Source organism: Limibacter armeniacum (assembly GCF_036880985.1).
Classification (GTDB): domain Bacteria; phylum Bacteroidota; class Bacteroidia; order Cytophagales; family Flammeovirgaceae; genus Limibacter; species Limibacter armeniacum.
Genome location: NZ_JBAJNO010000002.1, coordinates 60,999 through 78,935 on the forward strand (window position 1 = coordinate 60,999; position 17,937 = coordinate 78,935).

Consider the following 17,937-nt stretch of genomic DNA (forward strand, 5'->3'; position numbering starts at 1 on the left):
TGACTTCGCTTAGTTACTTCGGTAGCTGAGTGGGGTCGGAGCTTTTAATTCACCTTTTATATTCAAATGAAGATAATGAACAAACTACTATATGCAGTCGCAGTGGCGAGTATTGCTTTTACAGGAGTAGGTTGCCACCCTAAGACTGAACAATTTACAGCTGAGAAGGGAGCTAAAGAAGTCACCCTTCCTACTAGTACAAAACTGAATGAGATTCAGGTACTAGGTACACATAACAGCTATGCCAAGCCAATCGACCCTGCAGTTATCAATATGATTGATCCAATCATGGAACAGATGGGGACTAAGTTTATGAAGTCAATGTCTGAGGAAATGATGGCAAGGTTTAAGGAGAACCATCCAAATCCAATGAGCTTTAGTGAAGGGCTTGCCTATGATCACCCTGATTTTGTAGAGCAACTGGACTCTGGTCTCCGCTCATTTGAGATTGATGTATATTATGATCCAACTGGTAACCGTTTCCACAAGCCTGCTACTTATGAGCTACTGAAACAGAGAGGTATAAATGAGTTAGCTCCATTTGATTCAGTTGGACTAACCAAGCCTGGCTTTAAGGTGTTGCACGTAGCAGATATCGATTTTAGAACACACTACACCACTTTTCGTAGTGCACTGGAAGAACTGAAAGGGTGGTCTGATGCCCATGCAGATCATATTCCGATCTTTATCATGATTGAGGCAAAAGACATGGGGATTCCATTGTTTCCGAATTCAACAGAAGTATTGTCTTTTGATAATAAGGCTTTCATGGAACTGGATGCTGAAATTATTTCAATTTTGGGCAGGGATAAAGTCATCACCCCAGATGATGTAAGAGGCAATTACAAGACCTTGGAGGAAGCAGTACTTGCTCAAAGCTGGCCATCGCTTAAATCTTCTTTGGGTAAGTTTGTCTTTATGCTTTTGCCATCAGGTGCCGGTACGACTGATGTCGACAAGACACCTTATTTGCAAGGCAGACCTTCGCTAGAAGACAGGGTTATGTTCGTCCGTTCAGAACCAGGCTATCCACATGCAGCTTTCTTGTTGATGGACAATGCAATCGTAAGAAAAGAAGAGATTACGGAAGCTGTCAAGAAAGGCTACTTGGTTAGAACGCGCTCCGACATCGAAACTTATGAAGCAAAAGTCAATGACCATAGTCGTAAAGAGGCTGCTTTTGAAAGTGGAGCACAAGTAGTATCAACTGATTTTTTTAAGTCAGGTAATGTCTACAATACTGATTATGTGGTGAGGATGCCTAATGGAAAAGCGGCTCGAGTTAGTCCCGCAGTAACAAAAGAGTTGACAGCAAGTGCCCAGTAGTTTTAAGATGAATAATTTCTCATTCTATTTGAGGTAAAAAAGTTCAGATGAAAAAATTAATTAGAATTATAGGATACATCATATTATGTATCCTTTTTTTTGGAGGTGTAGCTTATTCCTTTTTCTATTTTAAATGGATAAGTGAGTCAAAGAAAAATTTATCATTACTAGGGAAAGAGACGCCAATATTGATAGTTGATCAAATCCAATTTAGAGACTTAAACAAGAATGGGAAACTGGATGTTTATGAGGACCATAGAGCCGCTATTGAAGACCGGATCAATGACCTACTTGCCCAGATGAACAATGAAGAAAAGGCAGGTCTTATATTTATCAATAGAATTGCGTTGGGTGAAAATGGTGAAGTGAGTGAAGTCCCATCATTCTCCAATCCCCTGTCTTTTCTGATGGAAAAAGCTTCTGAACAGATTGCCAGAAAGCAAATCAACCATTTCAATATTATGAAGGTCGGTAGTGCTGAAGACCTATTGAAATGGCACAATAACCTTCAGAATATGGCAGAACGAACAAGATTGGGTATACCTGTTACGATCGCAACAAACCCAATTCACGGCGGAGAGGTGAATTTTGGTTCCACTGTATCAACGAGCTTTTTCTCTTATTGGCCATCACCTCTAGGGTTTGGAGCCATTGGAGATATAGCTATCATTCGTGAGTTTGGAGATATTGCCCGTCAGGAATACCTCGCTGTAGGATTGCGTTGGGCTTTACACCCGATGGGTGACCTTGCGACAGAACCTCGTTGGGCAAGGCTAAGCGGTACCTTTGGCGAGGATGCCTACCTGAGTGCAAAACTAATGAAAGCCTATATTCTTGGCTTTCAGGGGGACAGCCTGAGCAGCAATAGTGTGGCTTGTATGTCAAAGCATTTTGCAGGAGGTGGACCTCAAGAGGATGGTTGGGATGCACACTTTGCTTCAGGCAAAGGGCAAGTGTATCCGGGCAACAATTTTGACTACCATCTAATTCCTTTTACGGAAGGAGCGTTGGCTGCAAATACAGCTTCGATCATGACAAATTATGCGATTCCTAAAGGAATCGGGAGAGAAGAAGTTGGGTTTGCCTTTAGCAAGGAAATGGTGACCGACCTTTTGAGAGATTCATTGAAGTTTGATAGGATTGTCTGTTCAGACTGGGGAGTGATCACGGATACTAGATTCAAGCCAGCGGCCGCTTGGGGTATTGAGGACTTATCCGAGAAGGAAAGGGTATTAAAAGTATTCAATGCTGGAGGTGATATGATTGGTGGGGAGTCCCGTACAGATCTTGTGCTGGAGTTGATCAAAGAAGGGAAAATATCCCAAAAACGGTTGAATGCTTCCGTAAGAAGAATTCTGAGGGACAAGTTTACCCTAGGGCTTTTCGACAATCCGTATGTGGATCAAAAGAATCTGGCGCTCTTTGAGAAGGAAGATTTCAAAAGAAAAGGAGAAGAGGCACAAAGAAGGTCATTGGTACTTCTGAAAAATGAAGACAGTATTTTGCCTTTGGTAAGGCAAACAAAAGTTTACCTTGATGGATTGAAGCCTGAAGCATTTGGTTCATTTGCCAAAGTAGTAGAGAATGTAGAGGAGGCGGATGTTATTGTACAGAAATTTACAGCTCCGTATAGACCAGCAGATAATTTTATGGAAAACTTCTTCCATCAGGGAAGATTGGATTTTACAGAGGATCAGAAGCAAGAAAAATTGGAATTGATTACCAAGAAGCCTACAATCACTATTATGACGATTGACCGCCCGGGTGTTATTCCAGAGATCAATAAAGCGAGTAAAGCAATGATTGCAGACTTTGAATGTCAGGACAAAATTTTAGCAGAATTGATTTTTGGAGCATTTACCCCTTCAGGGAAGTTACCTATTGAAATTCCATCAAGTATGGAGGCTGTTGAAAATCAGCTGGAGGATGTACCTTATGACTCTAAAGACCCTTTGTATCCATTTGGTTTTGGGATTACCTATAAGCATGTCGTTAGTAATTAAGTATTTCAATGCTTAGAAATTATGATAGTTAAAATCATGTTCTTAGAACTCATTCTCTCTTACTCGATTTATGCAATCAATAATAACCATTACTAGAACGAACTTGCTTTCCTGATATACTCTTCTAAAGCCAGTCACTATTGTTGACTGGCTTTTCAAAGTACATTGAATACGTTGTATTATTTAGCTTATTTCCAATAAAACCTCAGGATAACTCATTCTGTCCTTGACCCATCTTGCAAAAGCAGACGATAAGTCAGGATTGCGCATGTCTTACCATTCTTGAAAGGAGCTTTAAATTATATTTCATAAAAATTACTCTTAATGCCTACCAACCGTTATTCTTGCTTTAATGTCCTGATATCTGCTATCAGTTGTTGAATAGCGTTTTTGTTTAGTCCATTGTAGATGCCACGGATATGGCGGTTACCGTCAACCAGTACAAAATTTTCGGTGTGTAGAAACTCATCTGCTTTCTTCTGTACTCCAAGATTCTCCTCTATAAAATAAGCTTGTCTTCCTAGTTGATAGATCTCATCACGATTGCCTGTTACCAGATGCCACTTGCCAGACGTTACGTGATGCTCCTGAGCATATTTTTTTAGGATAGGAACTGAATCTGTTTCAGGAGTAACTGAATGTGATAGCAGCAATACATCATCATCATGTTGGAATTCATCTTGTAGCAAAGACATGTTTTCTGTCATTTTTGGACAGATACCAGGGCAGGAGGTGAAAAAGAAATCCGCAACATATACCTTGCCCTTGAATGTAGTATCTGTTACCTGCTCTCCGTCTTGGTTGATCAGGCTAAAGGCAGGAATCTGGTGGAGGAGTTGGATTTCTTTGCTACCGTCTTCCAGCCACAAGGGCGTGAAATTGGCTTCATTAAAATAGGGGAGCTTGTCTACACGACTTTGTTTTTCATCTGAACTGCTGCGTTGGCAACCTACCAAAAGTGTTCCCACCATCATTCCCCAGATCCAGCGTTTAATAAAGTACTTGCTCGTTATCCAGCTTAAAGCAAAGCTTGGAGCGTTTGAGTCCGAATATCCTTCCATTTTTTGCTTCATAGTTATTGTAAATTTTTCCGTTTTTCCGCCATGATTGCTGTAAACCTTCTTCTTTTCCATCTACGAGATTCATCTTCTTGAACTTGGCTCCATTGCTATACCATTGCCACTGTGTTCCATTGGCTTTACCTTGTTTATATTGGTATTTGGTACGGAGGTGTCCATTACTCCACCATGTACGTGAGATACCATGCAATTTACCTTTGGCATAAGTAGCCTCGTAGCTTTTGATACCTGTCAAGAACCACTTCTGTTCAAGACTTTCTTTCTTTCCATCCAAATAGGTAATGCGAGATGCCCGTTGACCATTAGTGTAGAAAGACTCAGATGACCCACTGAAAGGTTGGTCTAGATAGTAGACCAACCCGGTTTGTGGATTTAGTACCACCTTGCTTGCGGGCAAGGTGGTACCTGGTTCAGCAGTTCTGGCATCTGGCTTACAGCTGTTACCTAGAACTGTAATCCATAGCAGAAGCCCTGTCAGATAATGCTTCACTCTCATAGCAGCTTACCTTTTTGGTAGATGACCATTCTCAGGCTTCAGTGCATTTTTGGTTTCCAAATTGGAGAAGCAACCGCCTATGTCCAGATCAATTTCATTGTAATCATTTTTCAGAGATACTTTAACCTCTGATACTTCTAGTTTGCCTCCCTTGTTCCGCATAATTTCTTCAGCATTGAGACTTTCTTTTTTCTGTGGAAGTTGTTGTGTAAAGGCAAAAGCCGGCTTGGCCATCCATGAGAGGATAGCTGCCATCATTATATTTCTCATAATTGGATTCGGATTTATTGGATGTTGCTGGGTGTTCCCTGAAAATCACCAGGGAAAAGAATATAGAAAGAGTTGAGATACAGCTCATTCATAATGTGGTAATGATACTCATTATCCGGATTGTGCTGGGTAGTGCTTGTATGTCCACCTGATGCATCTAAGTCAGTAGGGTAGGTGCCGGTCGCATGGCATTTCCTACCATAGAGAAAAAAGCCGTCAGACATGATTCCAATCAGATTTTCATCATCATTGGACCATGCTTTAGGTTCAAGGTGGTAGTGGTAACTTTGCGGTCCAGTATGGGCTGCAGTGTAGTCCAGTGATACGATGGCATCGTCCAGTGGTACATTAGGGCCTTCTTCATCGTTATAGATCATCGCACCACTGACAGCCATACCGATTGGCCCCAGCCCTGTGGCATAAGAGTTTGAGGCCTTATCAGGGTTGGAGGGTACTCTTAAGGTATAAGAGCCGTTAAAGTCATCGATATTACCAGGTGCCATATGCTCATAGCTTGTAACAGTAGGTTCCACAAAAAGTGGATGATTCTGTTCTGCTGCTGGAGTGGTGATCGCACTACCCATAGGGTCTGTTGCAGATCTTGTTGTTGTGTTGGACCAGTAAGGAGACGTGTGGTTTGGGAGACCATTGGATTCCAGTACAACCTCATCGCCATCCCTGTAGATAGTGAAGTTGTTACTGTCAAACTCCGCAAATGCAGCATGCAGTTCACCAGCATCAGTACTTTCTGCTGTGTTGTCACTTTCACATGCCCCAAAGAATAGGGCAGCTGAAAGCAGGCCCAGTCGGAAAAACATTTTTTGATTCATTGGATTTAAGTTTTTTGATGAATGTTTTTCCTTTAGACCTTACTTGTTTAGAAATCCTTCGGTGGTGGTGATTTTTTTTCTTTTTCTCCTAAAATATGTTCCAGTGCTCCTGTCATGAATTGGTCAAAAAATGGCTTTTGCGAGGGTTTAAGCATAGTTTTTACATCATGAAAGTGTTGGTAGGTTAGTACAATTTTTTTTCCTTCTTCCATCTGGATTTTTGCTAGAATCTCTTGGGAAGGGGTAGTTTCCTGCTGCAAGGCACTAAAATATTGTACGAGTAGATCCTGTTGCTTCTGGTCGATCTCCCTGATGGCTTGTTGGTGTTTATGGGCAAGCGTAAGGAAGTGCTGCTCCTGCTGCTTGTCAAGTTGTAATAACATATGGAGTGGCCTACTTCCTGGATGTCGGTGGTCAGGCTTGGTGAGAACAAAAAAGGCGACCATACCCAGATTGATAAGCAATAATAGAATTGCAACCAGCTTGTAAAGCTTCAGTTTTGACATTATTCGTACAGGTTATAATTGGAAATTAAGGTAGTCTGCTCATAAGGACTGACCCTTTCTTGGTTACCTTGTTTTTGGGTAAAGTGGAGGATACCCCAAACGTTGAGTGAAATGACCAAGGCAGCAGCGACCATCATCCTCCTAAGTTCAGAGGAAGATACAGGCTGTTGCATTGCATTCCACCTGCTTTCAATTTTACCAAACAAAGCCTTGTTTGGTTGGGCACGTTGACTGTCTTTCATGCTATTGAGCACTTGCTCTCTCCAGTCATTTTCTGATTTCATATTTTTCCTATTTAGACACTTACTTTTCAGAATTCCTTCGGTTAGGATACAATTTAGTCAACCGCTCCCGCAATGATTTTTTGGCGCGTTGAAGTAAAGATTCTGTGGCTTTGAGTGAGATTTCCATCACGTCCGCTACTTCCTGACGAGGTAGCTCCTCGATATAGCTGAGGATAAAGGCTGTTTTTTGGTTGTCAGGTAGTCCATCAATGACACGATAGAGCATCTTGGCTTCTTCCTTTTTCTCCATACTGACACCAGGATGTTCAAAATCTGTGTAGGTTGTGTCTTCCTTACCAAATTGCAGGAAAGCAAAACGTTTCTTCCGTTTGACTGTACTCAAGGCCGTATTAATGGCAATGCGGTAAATCCAAGTACTGACAGTGGAATTGCCCTCAAATTTATGGGCTGCTTTGCAGATTTTTAGGAATACATCCTGAGTGATTTCTTCTGCTTCCGGTACATTTTTGACGTAGCTCAGTGCTGTATTGTACACTTTTGCAGCATACCGATCATACAAGTTCTGAAGGGCATCCGTGTCGCCTTTTGCAATCGCTTCTATAAGCTGCTGGTCTGTATTCACGTATCTGTTTTTTTCCTGTGTACAAATATAAGAGGCTTTTCTTTCCATCACACATAGGATTAGAGGAGATGATAGAAGTGTATTTGCTTTTTACTAAACGGTTGGTTAGTTTTGTATTCAACAGAAGAATATGGCCAGGAAAAAAGAATATATAGAAAGCGAGGTAATTGAAAAAGCCATGAACCTTTTTTGGAGAAATGGCTTTGAGACCACTTCCATGCAACTACTTGAGAAGGAAATGGGAATCAATAAATTCTCTATCTATGCTAGTTTTGGCAACAAAAATGGCGTCTTTATTGAAAGCATCAAATGCTATAGACAGAAGCTGACTCCACTGCTTGATAAGTTGGTCGCATCTGCTGAGGGTGTAGAAGCGCTTAAACAATATTTCTATGGTTTTATCTCTTTTTCAAGAGAAAAAGATGGTGCTGGAAAGGGTTGTCTGATAACAAATGCAGCCAATGAGATTGGAAAGGATGCTGACCCGAAAATAAAGGCAGAACTCTATAAGTTTACGGATGAAATCAGAGGCATTTTCAGAGGCAAGCTTGCTCAGAGCTCTACGAGCAGTCAACAGCAGTTGGATGTACAGGCAGATTACCTGCTTATTTCTATGTTTGGCTTAGCATCTGCCTCTAGAACCTTTAATCAGGTTCAGTTAACCAATTACATCGAACAAGTTTTTACAAATCTTTAATTAAATACTTTTCTGACTAGGAGAATTCACCGCAAGTAACTGATACGTATTAGGATCGTTACAAGCAGAAATTATGGATCAGAATAATTTTTACACTATAACTAAACAATCGTTTAGTTATTAAAACAAATAATACTAGTTATGAAATCATTCAAAATTCACAACATCGAGACAGCCCCTGAAAAAAGTAAAACATTGTTAGAGGGCTCACAGAAAGCCAACGGGTTTATTCCTAATCTTCATGGAGTTTTGGCAGAGTCACCTGAACTGTTTAAGGCTTATCAATCACTTCATGAGTTATTTATGAACACTTCTTTTGATAAAGAGGAGTTGACAGTAGTATGGCAGACAATCAATGTTGAGCATGCATGCCATTACTGTGTACCAGCCCATACAGCTATTGCCAATATGATGAAGGTAGATACTGAAATTACTGAGGCCTTGAGGAACAGCACTAAGATGCCTACTGAAAAATTGCAAATACTACATGAAATGACGCTGTCTTTGACAAGAAACAGAGGCAATGTAACAGATGCTGAGGTGGAGGCATTTTTTGTTGTAGGATATGAGCAGAAACACCTGCTTGAAATTATTCTTGGTATTTCACAGAAAGTGATCAGTAACTATACGAACCGTATTGCTGAGACAGCATTGGATCAGCCGTTTAATGGGTTTGCTTGGTCGAAATAAACCTATTTTCCAAAAGTAGTTTTATGCAAGGAGGTTTGTTTTGCTTTATATATATAAATAATCCAGACTATTGGAAAGTGTTTGTGTTGTGGTAATTGATTATTTATCAGGGTGTTTATGCTTTTTAGGTCTTAACCTATTTGTGTATGTAATTTAAATGATTGCTTGATTATATCAATTTGATTCTAAGACGAAAATAGATGAGAAATATAGGAATTGTAATTTTATATGTGTTCGTAAGTGTTATGACTGCTTGTAATGCAGAGACAAATAACCAGTCATCGATAAAAGAAGATAGCAAAATGGAAAAAGAAATCACATCACAGACTCAAGCATTGGAAGAGAGAAAAGTGAATTTTGCTAAAAAAGCAGATGCAAAAACAAAGGGAATATATAAAGAAGGACTAGATGCCGTTTTTGCATCTGGTATTCTAAAAAGAGCAAAAAATGTAGGAGATGTAGCACCAAGTTTTGCATTAAAAAATGCTTTAGGGAAAGACGTTTCATTACAAGAGCTTTTACAGAAAGGGCCTGTGGTATTAGTTTGGTATAGAGGTGGTTGGTGTCCGTATTGTAACATCAATCTACATTACTTACAGGAGGAGTTGCCTAACATTAAAGCTCAAGGCGCCAATTTGGTTGCTCTTACACCTGAATTACCAGATCAGTCTATCAGCACAAGTGAAAAGAATCATTTAGAATTTGAAGTATTGAGTGATATTGGTAACAAAGTGGCAAAAGACTATGGCGTTGTATTCAAATTAACGGATGATGTTGCTAAAATCTACAATGAGAAATTTGATCTTAATAGCCATAATGGTGATTCCTCCAATGAGCTTCCTTTAGCAGCAACCTATATTATAAATACGAATGGTGAAATAGTATATGCCTTTTTAGATTCGGATTATAGAAATAGAGCAGAACCAAAAGAGATCACAGCCTTTTTAAAAGAGATGAGAAAGGAAGAGGGTAAAGTCAAATAGTAAAGCTTAGCAATTTCAGGCTTTTTGGAATTAATGAGATAGAAAATAAGCAAGGACTTGCTGTATATCAGGAATAAGTAATTTCATTTGAATGCTTACTGGTCATATGGCAAGTCCTTTATGCTTTTTTGCAGTAACGTTGTTTTAATGAGTCAAACCCATATTTTCTATTTCCACCTTAAAAGGTCCCGTCCATTGATAAGTTTGCTTAGGGGTGTCTACGGAATGTAGCGCATTTTTTTCTGCCTTATCATTGGCGACCATCAGCAAGAAGTGTTTGCCCTGTTGTGAGGTAATCCGGACAATGGTGGCATCATCCGTATCTGAGATGACCTCTATTCCCTTGATTTTGCTGCTGGATTGGGCTGTGTATTCTGAAGTAGGGTCAAAAACACCATGTGGCTCAATCACTGAGGCAAAAAGGTGGTTGCCTGCTTTTGGCTGCCGTACAATCAGGCAAGGTTCATTGCGGAGATTGAAGTTCGGATCATTGGCACCAATCCTTCCCATCAGCAGTTGAGTATTGGCGTCCGTGATTGTGGTAATGGTGTAGAAACGGGAATCATTGAGCCAAGTAAATTGTGCACTACCCTGTTCAGGGATAGCCTCTGCCTCCAGCCATAGGTGTTGGTAGCCATTGTCACTACCCATTGTCTTGCGCAGGTCCTTATAAGCTTTGTATTCAAAGTTGGTGGCAATCAAATGTCCCTGATAATAAAAGGGAACATCATACTGGTGCTCCATGTCGGATTTTACCCTGAAAAGGTCTACAATTATTGGTTTTTGCATCTCACTGTCCTGAAGCATGGCAATAGTGCGTTGCATCTTTACGCCCGGGTAGGCATGATGATCTTTGGCACTCATTACTTGACTATTCATTTTATCTGTCTCAAAGAAGAAACAGTCAGCATGTTGTTGTTGAGCTACTCTCAGATTACCATCAAAGTTAGAAGTGCCGTCAACAACTAACGTATTGTGGGCTATAGTCTGCTTGGCCCAGGTCTTGTTTTCGGGCAGGTACCTTCCACCTTCTTTCTGTACTGTATTCAGGAAACGGGCAGCACCATAGTCCTGAAGAATCTCTTGGTTATTGTCAAACATGCTGATACTGAGCTTATCGAAATGCCCATGCCCCATTCCTTGTCCTGCATATTTCATCAGTATGCAGAGTTGGTCTGTAGCACTTCCTGCCCTCAGAATACCAATACCGCCTTCGTCTCCATTGGCACCGTCTTTCAACTCAATGGATTGCCAGTCGAACGGTTGGGATTTTCCTTCAGCAACTGCTTTCGCTACTTCTAATCCCGCTTTGGCGATCAGTACTTCCCCATGTTTTTCCGCAATACTCAGTAGGCCATTGGCATGTCCGAACCTGCTGTAGGCTATATCTACATTGCAGATCATTTCCTGTGTGAGATAGGTCTTTTCTTTGAGGGCATCATTGATTGGAAAAAACCTGCCGTTGGTATAGGTAAGTTGCAGAATGGCATTGGAAGCCTTGGCAATGACGCCATCACGGAATTGATAGATATATTTTTCTGGTTGGTTGTTTTGGATAGCCTCCGCAAAGAGGATAAAAGGCATCATGGCATAGCGCTGGTAATAGGGACCTTCCGTGTAATAGCCATCAGGAGAGAATAGTTGTTCCAGTTGTGCCATAAAGCCACCTGATCCATCCAAGCGGGTACTGTAGAGACACTTTTCAACCATCTTGAGGTCTCCCATCACATAGCTGATCATCCCGACCCCTGCTACACACCATGTTCCGTGGTTATGGACAATATCAAAGTTGCGGACATTCTCCTCTGTAAAGAACTGAACCATTGGGTGGAAAAGATGCTCCTCCAGATAAGCTCTTTCCTTTGCTGAAAGGGCATCATAAATACAGTCATAAGCCTGACTGACTTGTACAAGCCATACACTTTCGTTTAACCCTTGCCAGAATAGTTTGCCTGGGTTATTACTTTTCCGTTCCGGATGTAGGGGTAAGGTAGGGTAAAGTGCCGCATATTGTTTTAGCATTCTATGGGCAAAGTCAACATAAACCTTGTCTCCTGTCAGCTGAAAAAGTATACCAGCCATATAAAGCTCCTTGCCATTCTGTTTGTGCTTTTCATGTGTATAGCCACCGCCCGGATCTTTGGGTACTGGTACTAGTATATCCGTTTCCAAGGCTTGTTTAAGCTTATTTTGGTAGTTTTCCACTGTCTGGTCCAGCAGGGGGTACTTTCCGAGTGACCCACGGATTTCCTTTACTGCTTGTTGGGTCAGAATAAGGTTTGGATGCTGCGCATTTGCCATCAGACTAAAAGCTAAAAGTATCAGTAGTATGTTGATTGCTTTGTGCATGTTCATTGGTGTTTGGTTGGGTAATGTAGTTGATTACCAAATTTAAAAGAGCAGCCGGGTGGATAGGTAACAGCATTACAGGGAATGGTGTCAATCTGGACATTGATAACTAAAAGAATTGTCTTTTTATCTGTCAATTTTGTGTACAAGCACCTTTAATGCATATAAAAAGGGCTATCCTACATTTGGATAAGCCCTTTTACTTGATCTGGTCAAATCAACTTTAACGTATCAGTATGGAGGTCACTTGTTGTTTTATGCCACTGCCTTCAATCCTGAAAAGGTAGAGACCAGGTTGTACCTTGGGAAGTGGGATGTCTTGAATCAGCTGGTCAGTTTCCTTTTCAAACAACTTTTGAAAAAGTTGTTTTCCTGTCAGATCATACAGCATAACGGAAATGGTTCCTCTGGCGTCATTCTCCATCTGAAGCGTTAAGATGTCACTTGCAGGGTTGGGATATAACCCGAATGAGGTCGACAAGCTTTCAGTTGTATTTGCAGCAAGTCGACTGCCAGCATTTCCACCCCAGATTTCCACTTCTGTCAGGCTATTCCAATCATTTGAGGAATTGCCATGTCCTGTGATTCTGATATAACGGGCATTGGAATCCACGATGTCAAACTCTTCCAACTGTAAGGTATTGCCGCTGGCATCCTGATTGGTGATTACATTGGTCCAGTTGGAATTGTCCGAGGAAACAGCAATGTCAAAAGAGGTAATCCGCTCATTCCCTTTATGGAATGCGATTTTCACTTTTGAAACCAATTCAATGCTACCCAGGTCGTATTTGACCCATTCACCTTCACCTTGTGCAGACCAGCGGGTAGCCAAGTCACCGTCAAGGGTATTGGCAGGTAGGTTGCCATCGTCACTGCTGGCGGATACGGAAGAGATGGGAAGCTGTGATTCGGAGCTGCCACTACCACCACAGTTGCTGGCAGCACTGCCTGTTCCGGAAGGTAAAGTGCCATCGGTATTCAGAACAATCTTGTCCAGAATGGCGCCCGATTCCCGGTATGCAAAGTAAAGCGTATGGGAACCTGCAGAGAGATTTACAACAAGGTCGGTACCACCAATATTTACTTTGGACCATGTCCATGCTGTTTGGGGTACATTGCTCCAGGATATCCAGTTGCCACCATCTACCTTAACCCAGAACGAATCATCGCTGCCGCTGCTGGCAGTGGTTCTGGCTACAATGTAGTAATCGTCGGCAGTGGTGACATTGAAGCTCATCGCAATCTGGTCGTCTGTGCCGGTAGGAGTCGAGCTGGTACTCTTGAATCCAGCCTTTACTTTGGCATACTCACCGTTGGATGCATTGCCGTCAGACAGAATTTCCCAAGCACTTCCCACCGTTCCGCATTCCGATTCTAACCATATTTCATCGCTGCCATCTTCGGGTGCTTCGCCACTTTGTGACACAGAGATGGTTTCTGACAATGTCCCTGCCGTCACAGTGACAGTCCCTGACCGACTGCTGGTTGAGGTATTTTCTGTAACTGAAATCGTGATGTTGCCATTACCTGACCCACTGCCGCTGCTTATGCTGATCCATGCCTGATTGTCTGTTACTGTCCATGATGTATTGGAAAATACAGAGAGGGTATTGCTGCCAGCTGCTGAACCAAAAGATAGCGTTGATGGAGAGACACTCAGGTTGTCAATCGGGGTTTCGTTGCAGGAGTCACCTGTCAACCAGCATGGACCAGCGGAAGTGGCAGACGCCGGCGTTGCCTCAGGATCCACACTGCCGGTGGCAAACTCATCGGCACCAGTGTCAGGAGTGGTTCGGTTTTGCCCTTCCATATCCTTGGTAACCAGATTACCTACCGCTGTATTAATCAGTGCTGTACTACTTGAAGTGATCTTGAACCAAGTGTAGCCATCGGTTGTACTGGCTGAAGAAAGGTTGGGATTGGTATTGCTCCAGCCTGATGTCGAGAATGTACCGTTGGCAAGGGTACTGATGCCGTAGTACACATTGCCAGCATACACATGACCGGAAAAGGTGGAACTTGGCTTTTCCAGATCCACCACTTGGCTGGCTTGGGTAACGCTGCCGTTGTCGTAGATCACATTGTTGTAGAAGTCATTGTCTGATGGGGCTTCATATACTTCTCCGCTGGTGGCTTTATCAGAGCCGATGACAAAAGGTGCTTTGCAGTTGACAATCGTATTGTGGGCAACCAGACAGTTCTTGGCTGCGAAGTATCGGTTAAGTGGTGAATCAACAATACCTCCCATTACTGTAATGGCTCCCCGTAGGTTACTGGTACTGTTCAGGTCCTGGAAGTAGTTGTTGATGACGGTATGGTTTTCCCCGATAATCCTGACACCAGAAGAGCCGGATTTCCCATTACCGAAGAAGTAATTGCCATCTACCGTACAGCCGTTTCCATGTCTGAGTGTCAGTTGTCCATCATTGTTGTAAAAGGTATTATGGCGGTACACATTATTGCCTGACTTGTTGGAGATGATTTCAATTTCTCCGTCACAGTTTGCAAAGTAGTTGTACTCCACCAGCGTATTGGCATTCTGCATAGAAGTGGAGCTGTCCCCAATACGGAGAATCTCACCGCCATTGGCACCCAGTATAGCACGGTCTGTAAACTGGTTGTGATCAATTTGGTGATTAGGAACTGTACCGTCCAACCAAACCACCAGGAGGGTGCCTCCGTCTGTCTTACCTTTGAATTGGCAATGGTCTACCCGGTTTTGACTGCCGTAGAGCGAAACCCATTTCTGGTCAGCACTACCGCTGTTAAAGTCAATGATGGCACATTGGGTAAGCCGGCTGTGGTTGGCGGTTGTACTGCCAGACTTGAATTCAATAATGGCACCTGAAGCAGTTTGTCCATTTCTGAAGACCAGTCCTTCCACTGTAAGGTAGTCTCCTCCGATTCTCAGGCTTGAAGTACCTTCAATAAAGACCTGCCCAAGTGTAGCAGCCTTGAGGGTAATGGAGCTGGAAGAGGTACCATTGGCATCAAATACGATGTTTAGATTAGTCCAAATACCATCGGTCATGACGATAGTGTCACCGGGCTGTGCACTTCCAATGGCACTGTTGAGCTGGGAAGCATTGGAAACCGTAAAAGTTGCTGCTTGTGAGACATACGAAATCAGGATGCCTACCATGGTGAGTAGCCATAAAATTGGTTGTTTCATGAATTGTTTTGGTAAAGGTAAATAGTACAGATGCGTGTCTGTGGTTAAGAAAATTTTTAATAATTATTTCTCAGTAAGTATTCAGGTAATAGAGTAGTAATGGCTGGCAGAATGAAATGAATGATGTATAGGGATAATTGGATGGTAAAGCAAACCACTGCCCATGGTGGGCAGTGGAAAATTCAGCTGTCAATCAAATCAGGAGAAGCAAAGCCCTCCGTTGATATCAATGTTATTGCCCGTCAGGAATGAAGATTCCTCAGAGGCAAGATAAGCGACTAGGTCAGCCACCTCTCTGGCTTCTCCTTCCCTTCTAAGTGGAGTAGAGGCAGCTACCTTGGTACGCACTTCGTCCTTAGTGAAGGTATCGTGAAAAGTGGTGCTGATCATACCAGGGCAAAGTGCATTGACCCTGATCTGTTGCGGTCCAAATTCTTTTGCCAAGGCACGGGTGTAGGTCATCACAGCGCCTTTGGCAGTTGCATAGGCTGCAGCTCCCGGTCCGCCACCATCGCGGCCAGCCTGAGAGGCAAAGTTGACAATGGAACTGCCTTGGGGCATATAAGGCTTGACAGCTTTGGTTACCATGAATACCGTCTTGAGGTTCAGCGTCATCATATTGTCCCAGAATGCTTCATCCATTTCCTCTATTGTTTTGCGGGCAACCAGTCCGCCTGCCACATTGACCAGTATATGGATCTGATCGCCATATGTATTCACCGTTTCTGAAACCAAGGTTAGTATATCGGTATTCTTGGTCATATCGCCTTGTACGGCAATAGCTTCTCCACCAGCTTCCTTGATCATCTCTATTGTTTCTTGGGCTTCTTCTGGGTTATTGTAGTAATTCACCACTACTTTTACACCTAGTGAAGCTAGTTTGATAGATATAGCGCGGCCAATATCTCTTGCGCCACCAGTTACGATGGCTACTTTTCCTTTCATGTTCATCTTGTTAATTGTTTATCGGTAAATGATTTTGATTTATGAGGCTTGAGCATGTTTGCTGACTTCTTTCTCATTGGTTTGGATTGCATCTATATTTCCACCTATAAATACTGACAGTATACCAAGTGGAACTAGCATAGCGCCTAGTACAAAGAAGGGTACGTAAGAGTCCTGTGTGATGACAGGCACCAACCAAGTGGTAATAAGCACTCCTACCACGGCTGCTGTACCACCCAAACCTGCCAGCGAGCCAACAGACTTGCCCGACATAAAGTCGCTTGGTAAAGTTTGTATGTTGCTGATAGCGAACTGGAAGCCAAACAGGATGACAGCAATAAGTATTACAGCCATCAAGGGAGTGGAAGCATAGGCAGTTGCCAACAATGATGGTAGCATCAAGGTACCTCCCAGTATGACTGTCATCTTTCGGGAGAAATTAACCCCTCTGCCAGACCTGATCAGTTTTCCGGCAAATAGCCCTCCTGCAATACTTCCCAATGCAGCCCCGACGTACGGTACCCAGGCAAACATACCTATCTCCTTGATATTGAAGCCGAACTGGTCAGCCAAGTAAATGGGAAGCCACGATACAAACAGCCACCAGATAGGATCAAGGAAAAAACGTGACAGAATCACTGCCCAGCTTTGCCTCATCGCAAGCAGTTCTTTCCAACTTAGGGATGGGGATGCATCTTGTTGTTCGTTGGGCTGTCCATCCAGAATGGTTTCCTGTTCTTTCTTCGTAATCCAGGGGTGCTTGTTGGGGGAGCTCTTGTAAAGCATCAGCCAAGGGATAATCCATAGCATTCCCAATACACTAATTATAAGGAAGGTGAATCGCCACCCTATCGTTGAGAAGAGCAATGCAATCAGCGGTGCAGAAATGATGGCACCTGCAGAAGCTCCCGCATTGAAGATGCCCTGTGCAGTAGCACGTTCCTTGACTGGAAACCACTCTGCATTCGCCTTGGTGGCGCCAGGCCAGTTACCGGCTTCTCCCAGAGCGAGCGTACCACGTAATAACCCTAAGCTGGCGATACCTCTTACAAGCGTATGTAAACCGATGGAAACCGACCATATCAAAATGGAAACGACGAATCCCATACGTGTACCGATCTTGTCAAACAGTTTTCCAGAAGCTGACTGCCCTATGGCATAGGCAATCATAAAGCAGGTAATCAGCAAAGCGTAGTCATCCTTGGTCATGTTCAGGTCTTCCGCTACCTGAGGCCACATGATTGCCAAAGCATTTCTGTCGATATAATTAATGACAGTCGCCAGGCTGACAAGGCTGGTTACCCACCATCTAAGTCCTTTCACTTTCATGGTTTTGGTATTTAAGGTTAAAAATCAGGGTGTAAGGAAGTCCTCACGGGCAGGGCTGAACACATCGATGAGCATGCCGTCTTCCAGACATACAGCACCGTGTATCACATTGGGAGGAGCATAAAAGGCATCGCCAGCCTCTAGTACTTGCTTCTTGTCTCCAATAGTTACCTCAAACTTTCCTCCCACCACGTAGGTGGTTTGTGAATGGTAGTGCTTGTGGAGCTGACCGATTCCTCCTTTCTTGAAGGTAACTTTCACCATCATTAGCTGGTCATCATAGCCAAGGAACTGCCTTTTTAGTCCATCTTCTAATGTTTGCCATGCTTGTGTAGCACCATTGATAAATACTTCGCTATTTGTTTTAACGTCCATATTTTTTACTGTTTATCGGT

Annotated in this window: 17 protein-coding genes; 5 read left to right on the top strand and 12 right to left on the bottom strand. The window is 42.8% G+C overall.

Annotated features, from left to right (window positions below; all coding sequences use genetic code 11):
• Positions 1-75: 75 nt before the first annotated feature.
• A complete protein-coding gene (locus V6R21_RS01480) occupies positions 76-1,326 on the top strand; it encodes a Ca2+-dependent phosphoinositide-specific phospholipase C (protein WP_334240203.1) in 1,251 nt (416 codons plus the stop codon).
• Between the two features lie 47 nt (positions 1,327-1,373).
• On the top strand, positions 1,374-3,329 hold the full coding sequence (locus V6R21_RS01485; RefSeq protein WP_334240205.1) for a glycoside hydrolase family 3 protein: 1,956 nt from the start codon (positions 1,374-1,376) through the stop codon (positions 3,327-3,329).
• A gap of 338 nt (positions 3,330-3,667) precedes the next feature.
• Here the strand turns inward: V6R21_RS01485 and V6R21_RS01490 are convergent, their stop codons facing one another.
• From V6R21_RS01490 to V6R21_RS01520, 7 genes are read right to left on the bottom strand one after another with little or no spacing between them, the layout of a single operon-like run.
• Positions 3,668-4,402 carry an SCO family protein gene (locus V6R21_RS01490; RefSeq protein ID WP_334240207.1) on the bottom strand — a complete coding sequence of 245 codons (735 nt, stop codon included), beginning with the start codon at positions 4,400-4,402 and terminating at the stop codon, positions 3,668-3,670.
• Entirely contained in the window at positions 4,320-4,904 is a 585-nt protein-coding gene (locus tag V6R21_RS01495) for a toxin-antitoxin system YwqK family antitoxin (protein ID WP_334240209.1), read from the bottom strand. Before V6R21_RS01495 ends, V6R21_RS01490 begins: the two co-directional genes overlap by 83 nt.
• 6 nt (positions 4,905-4,910) lie before the next feature.
• Positions 4,911-5,174 carry a hypothetical protein gene (locus V6R21_RS01500; protein ID WP_334240210.1) on the bottom strand — a complete coding sequence of 88 codons (264 nt, stop codon included), beginning with the start codon at positions 5,172-5,174 and terminating at the stop codon, positions 4,911-4,913.
• A gap of 14 nt (positions 5,175-5,188) precedes the next feature.
• Positions 5,189-6,004, bottom strand: coding sequence for a YHYH protein (locus tag V6R21_RS01505; RefSeq protein WP_334240212.1), 816 nt, complete (start codon positions 6,002-6,004; stop codon positions 5,189-5,191).
• Positions 6,005-6,051: 47 nt separating this feature from the next.
• Complete coding sequence (locus tag V6R21_RS01510) at positions 6,052-6,510, bottom strand: hypothetical protein (RefSeq protein ID WP_334240214.1); 459 nt, start codon at positions 6,508-6,510, stop codon at positions 6,052-6,054.
• A complete protein-coding gene (locus tag V6R21_RS01515) occupies positions 6,510-6,794 on the bottom strand; it encodes a hypothetical protein (RefSeq protein WP_334240216.1) in 285 nt (94 codons plus the stop codon). Before V6R21_RS01515 ends, V6R21_RS01510 begins: the two co-directional genes overlap by 1 nt.
• 19 nt (positions 6,795-6,813) lie before the next feature.
• Complete coding sequence (locus tag V6R21_RS01520; protein WP_334240218.1) at positions 6,814-7,425, bottom strand: RNA polymerase sigma factor; 612 nt, start codon at positions 7,423-7,425, stop codon at positions 6,814-6,816.
• Between the two features lie 82 nt (positions 7,426-7,507).
• Between V6R21_RS01520 and V6R21_RS01525 the strand changes: the two genes are divergently transcribed.
• From V6R21_RS01525 to V6R21_RS01535, 3 genes are all read left to right on the top strand, one after another.
• The gene (locus V6R21_RS01525) at positions 7,508-8,074 is read left to right on the top strand and encodes a TetR/AcrR family transcriptional regulator (RefSeq protein WP_334240219.1); all 567 of its coding nucleotides are present in this window, start codon (positions 7,508-7,510) and stop codon (positions 8,072-8,074) included.
• A 141-nt stretch (positions 8,075-8,215) separates the two neighbouring features.
• Positions 8,216-8,764 carry a carboxymuconolactone decarboxylase family protein gene (locus tag V6R21_RS01530; protein ID WP_334240221.1) on the top strand — a complete coding sequence of 183 codons (549 nt, stop codon included), beginning with the start codon at positions 8,216-8,218 and terminating at the stop codon, positions 8,762-8,764.
• A gap of 200 nt (positions 8,765-8,964) precedes the next feature.
• Complete coding sequence (locus V6R21_RS01535; RefSeq protein ID WP_334240223.1) at positions 8,965-9,747, top strand: peroxiredoxin-like family protein; 783 nt, start codon at positions 8,965-8,967, stop codon at positions 9,745-9,747.
• Between the two features lie 144 nt (positions 9,748-9,891).
• Here V6R21_RS01535 and V6R21_RS01540 read toward each other — a convergent pair whose 3' ends face one another.
• The 5 genes from V6R21_RS01540 to V6R21_RS01560 all read right to left on the bottom strand — a co-directional run bounded on the left by V6R21_RS01540 (position 9,892) and on the right by V6R21_RS01560 (position 17,917).
• Positions 9,892-12,096 (bottom strand): alginate lyase family protein, encoded by a 2,205-nt coding sequence (locus tag V6R21_RS01540; protein WP_334240225.1) that lies wholly within the window; start codon positions 12,094-12,096, stop codon positions 9,892-9,894.
• A gap of 223 nt (positions 12,097-12,319) precedes the next feature.
• The gene (locus V6R21_RS01545; protein ID WP_334240227.1) at positions 12,320-15,268 is read right to left on the bottom strand and encodes a chondroitinase-B domain-containing protein; all 2,949 of its coding nucleotides are present in this window, start codon (positions 15,266-15,268) and stop codon (positions 12,320-12,322) included.
• Between the two features lie 198 nt (positions 15,269-15,466).
• A complete protein-coding gene (locus tag V6R21_RS01550; RefSeq protein ID WP_334240229.1) occupies positions 15,467-16,219 on the bottom strand; it encodes an SDR family NAD(P)-dependent oxidoreductase in 753 nt (250 codons plus the stop codon).
• 33 nt (positions 16,220-16,252) lie between these two features.
• Complete coding sequence (locus tag V6R21_RS01555) at positions 16,253-17,542, bottom strand: MFS transporter (protein ID WP_334240231.1); 1,290 nt, start codon at positions 17,540-17,542, stop codon at positions 16,253-16,255.
• A gap of 24 nt (positions 17,543-17,566) precedes the next feature.
• Positions 17,567-17,917, bottom strand: a complete 351-nt coding sequence (locus V6R21_RS01560; protein WP_334240233.1) for a cupin domain-containing protein — start codon at positions 17,915-17,917, stop codon at positions 17,567-17,569.
• Between the last annotated feature and the right edge of the window lie 20 nt (positions 17,918-17,937).

Bases quoted from the DNA above. Each gene is read 5' to 3' on its own strand.
- V6R21_RS01520 (WP_334240218.1), bottom strand. From the start codon at position 7,425: ATGGAAAGAAAAGCCTCTTATATTTGTACACAGGAAAAAAACAGATAC.
- V6R21_RS01515 (WP_334240216.1), bottom strand. From the start codon at position 6,794: ATGAAATCAGAAAATGACTGGAGAGAGCAAGTGCTCAATAGCATGAAA.
- V6R21_RS01545 (WP_334240227.1), bottom strand. From the start codon at position 15,268: ATGAAACAACCAATTTTATGGCTACTCACCATGGTAGGCATCCTGATT.
- V6R21_RS01525 (WP_334240219.1), top strand. From the start codon at position 7,508: ATGGCCAGGAAAAAAGAATATATAGAAAGCGAGGTAATTGAAAAAGCC.
- V6R21_RS01550 (WP_334240229.1), bottom strand. From the start codon at position 16,219: ATGAACATGAAAGGAAAAGTAGCCATCGTAACTGGTGGCGCAAGAGAT.
- V6R21_RS01495 (WP_334240209.1), bottom strand. From the start codon at position 4,904: ATGAGAGTGAAGCATTATCTGACAGGGCTTCTGCTATGGATTACAGTT.
- V6R21_RS01555 (WP_334240231.1), bottom strand. From the start codon at position 17,542: ATGAAAGTGAAAGGACTTAGATGGTGGGTAACCAGCCTTGTCAGCCTG.
- V6R21_RS01485 (WP_334240205.1), top strand. From the start codon at position 1,374: ATGAAAAAATTAATTAGAATTATAGGATACATCATATTATGTATCCTT.
- V6R21_RS01505 (WP_334240212.1), bottom strand. From the start codon at position 6,004: ATGAATCAAAAAATGTTTTTCCGACTGGGCCTGCTTTCAGCTGCCCTA.
- V6R21_RS01540 (WP_334240225.1), bottom strand. From the start codon at position 12,096: ATGCACAAAGCAATCAACATACTACTGATACTTTTAGCTTTTAGTCTG.
- V6R21_RS01490 (WP_334240207.1), bottom strand. From the start codon at position 4,402: ATGAAGCAAAAAATGGAAGGATATTCGGACTCAAACGCTCCAAGCTTT.
- V6R21_RS01560 (WP_334240233.1), bottom strand. From the start codon at position 17,917: ATGGACGTTAAAACAAATAGCGAAGTATTTATCAATGGTGCTACACAA.
- V6R21_RS01500 (WP_334240210.1), bottom strand. From the start codon at position 5,174: ATGAGAAATATAATGATGGCAGCTATCCTCTCATGGATGGCCAAGCCG.
- V6R21_RS01530 (WP_334240221.1), top strand. From the start codon at position 8,216: ATGAAATCATTCAAAATTCACAACATCGAGACAGCCCCTGAAAAAAGT.
- V6R21_RS01510 (WP_334240214.1), bottom strand. From the start codon at position 6,510: ATGTCAAAACTGAAGCTTTACAAGCTGGTTGCAATTCTATTATTGCTT.
- V6R21_RS01535 (WP_334240223.1), top strand. From the start codon at position 8,965: ATGAGAAATATAGGAATTGTAATTTTATATGTGTTCGTAAGTGTTATG.
- V6R21_RS01480 (WP_334240203.1), top strand. From the start codon at position 76: ATGAACAAACTACTATATGCAGTCGCAGTGGCGAGTATTGCTTTTACA.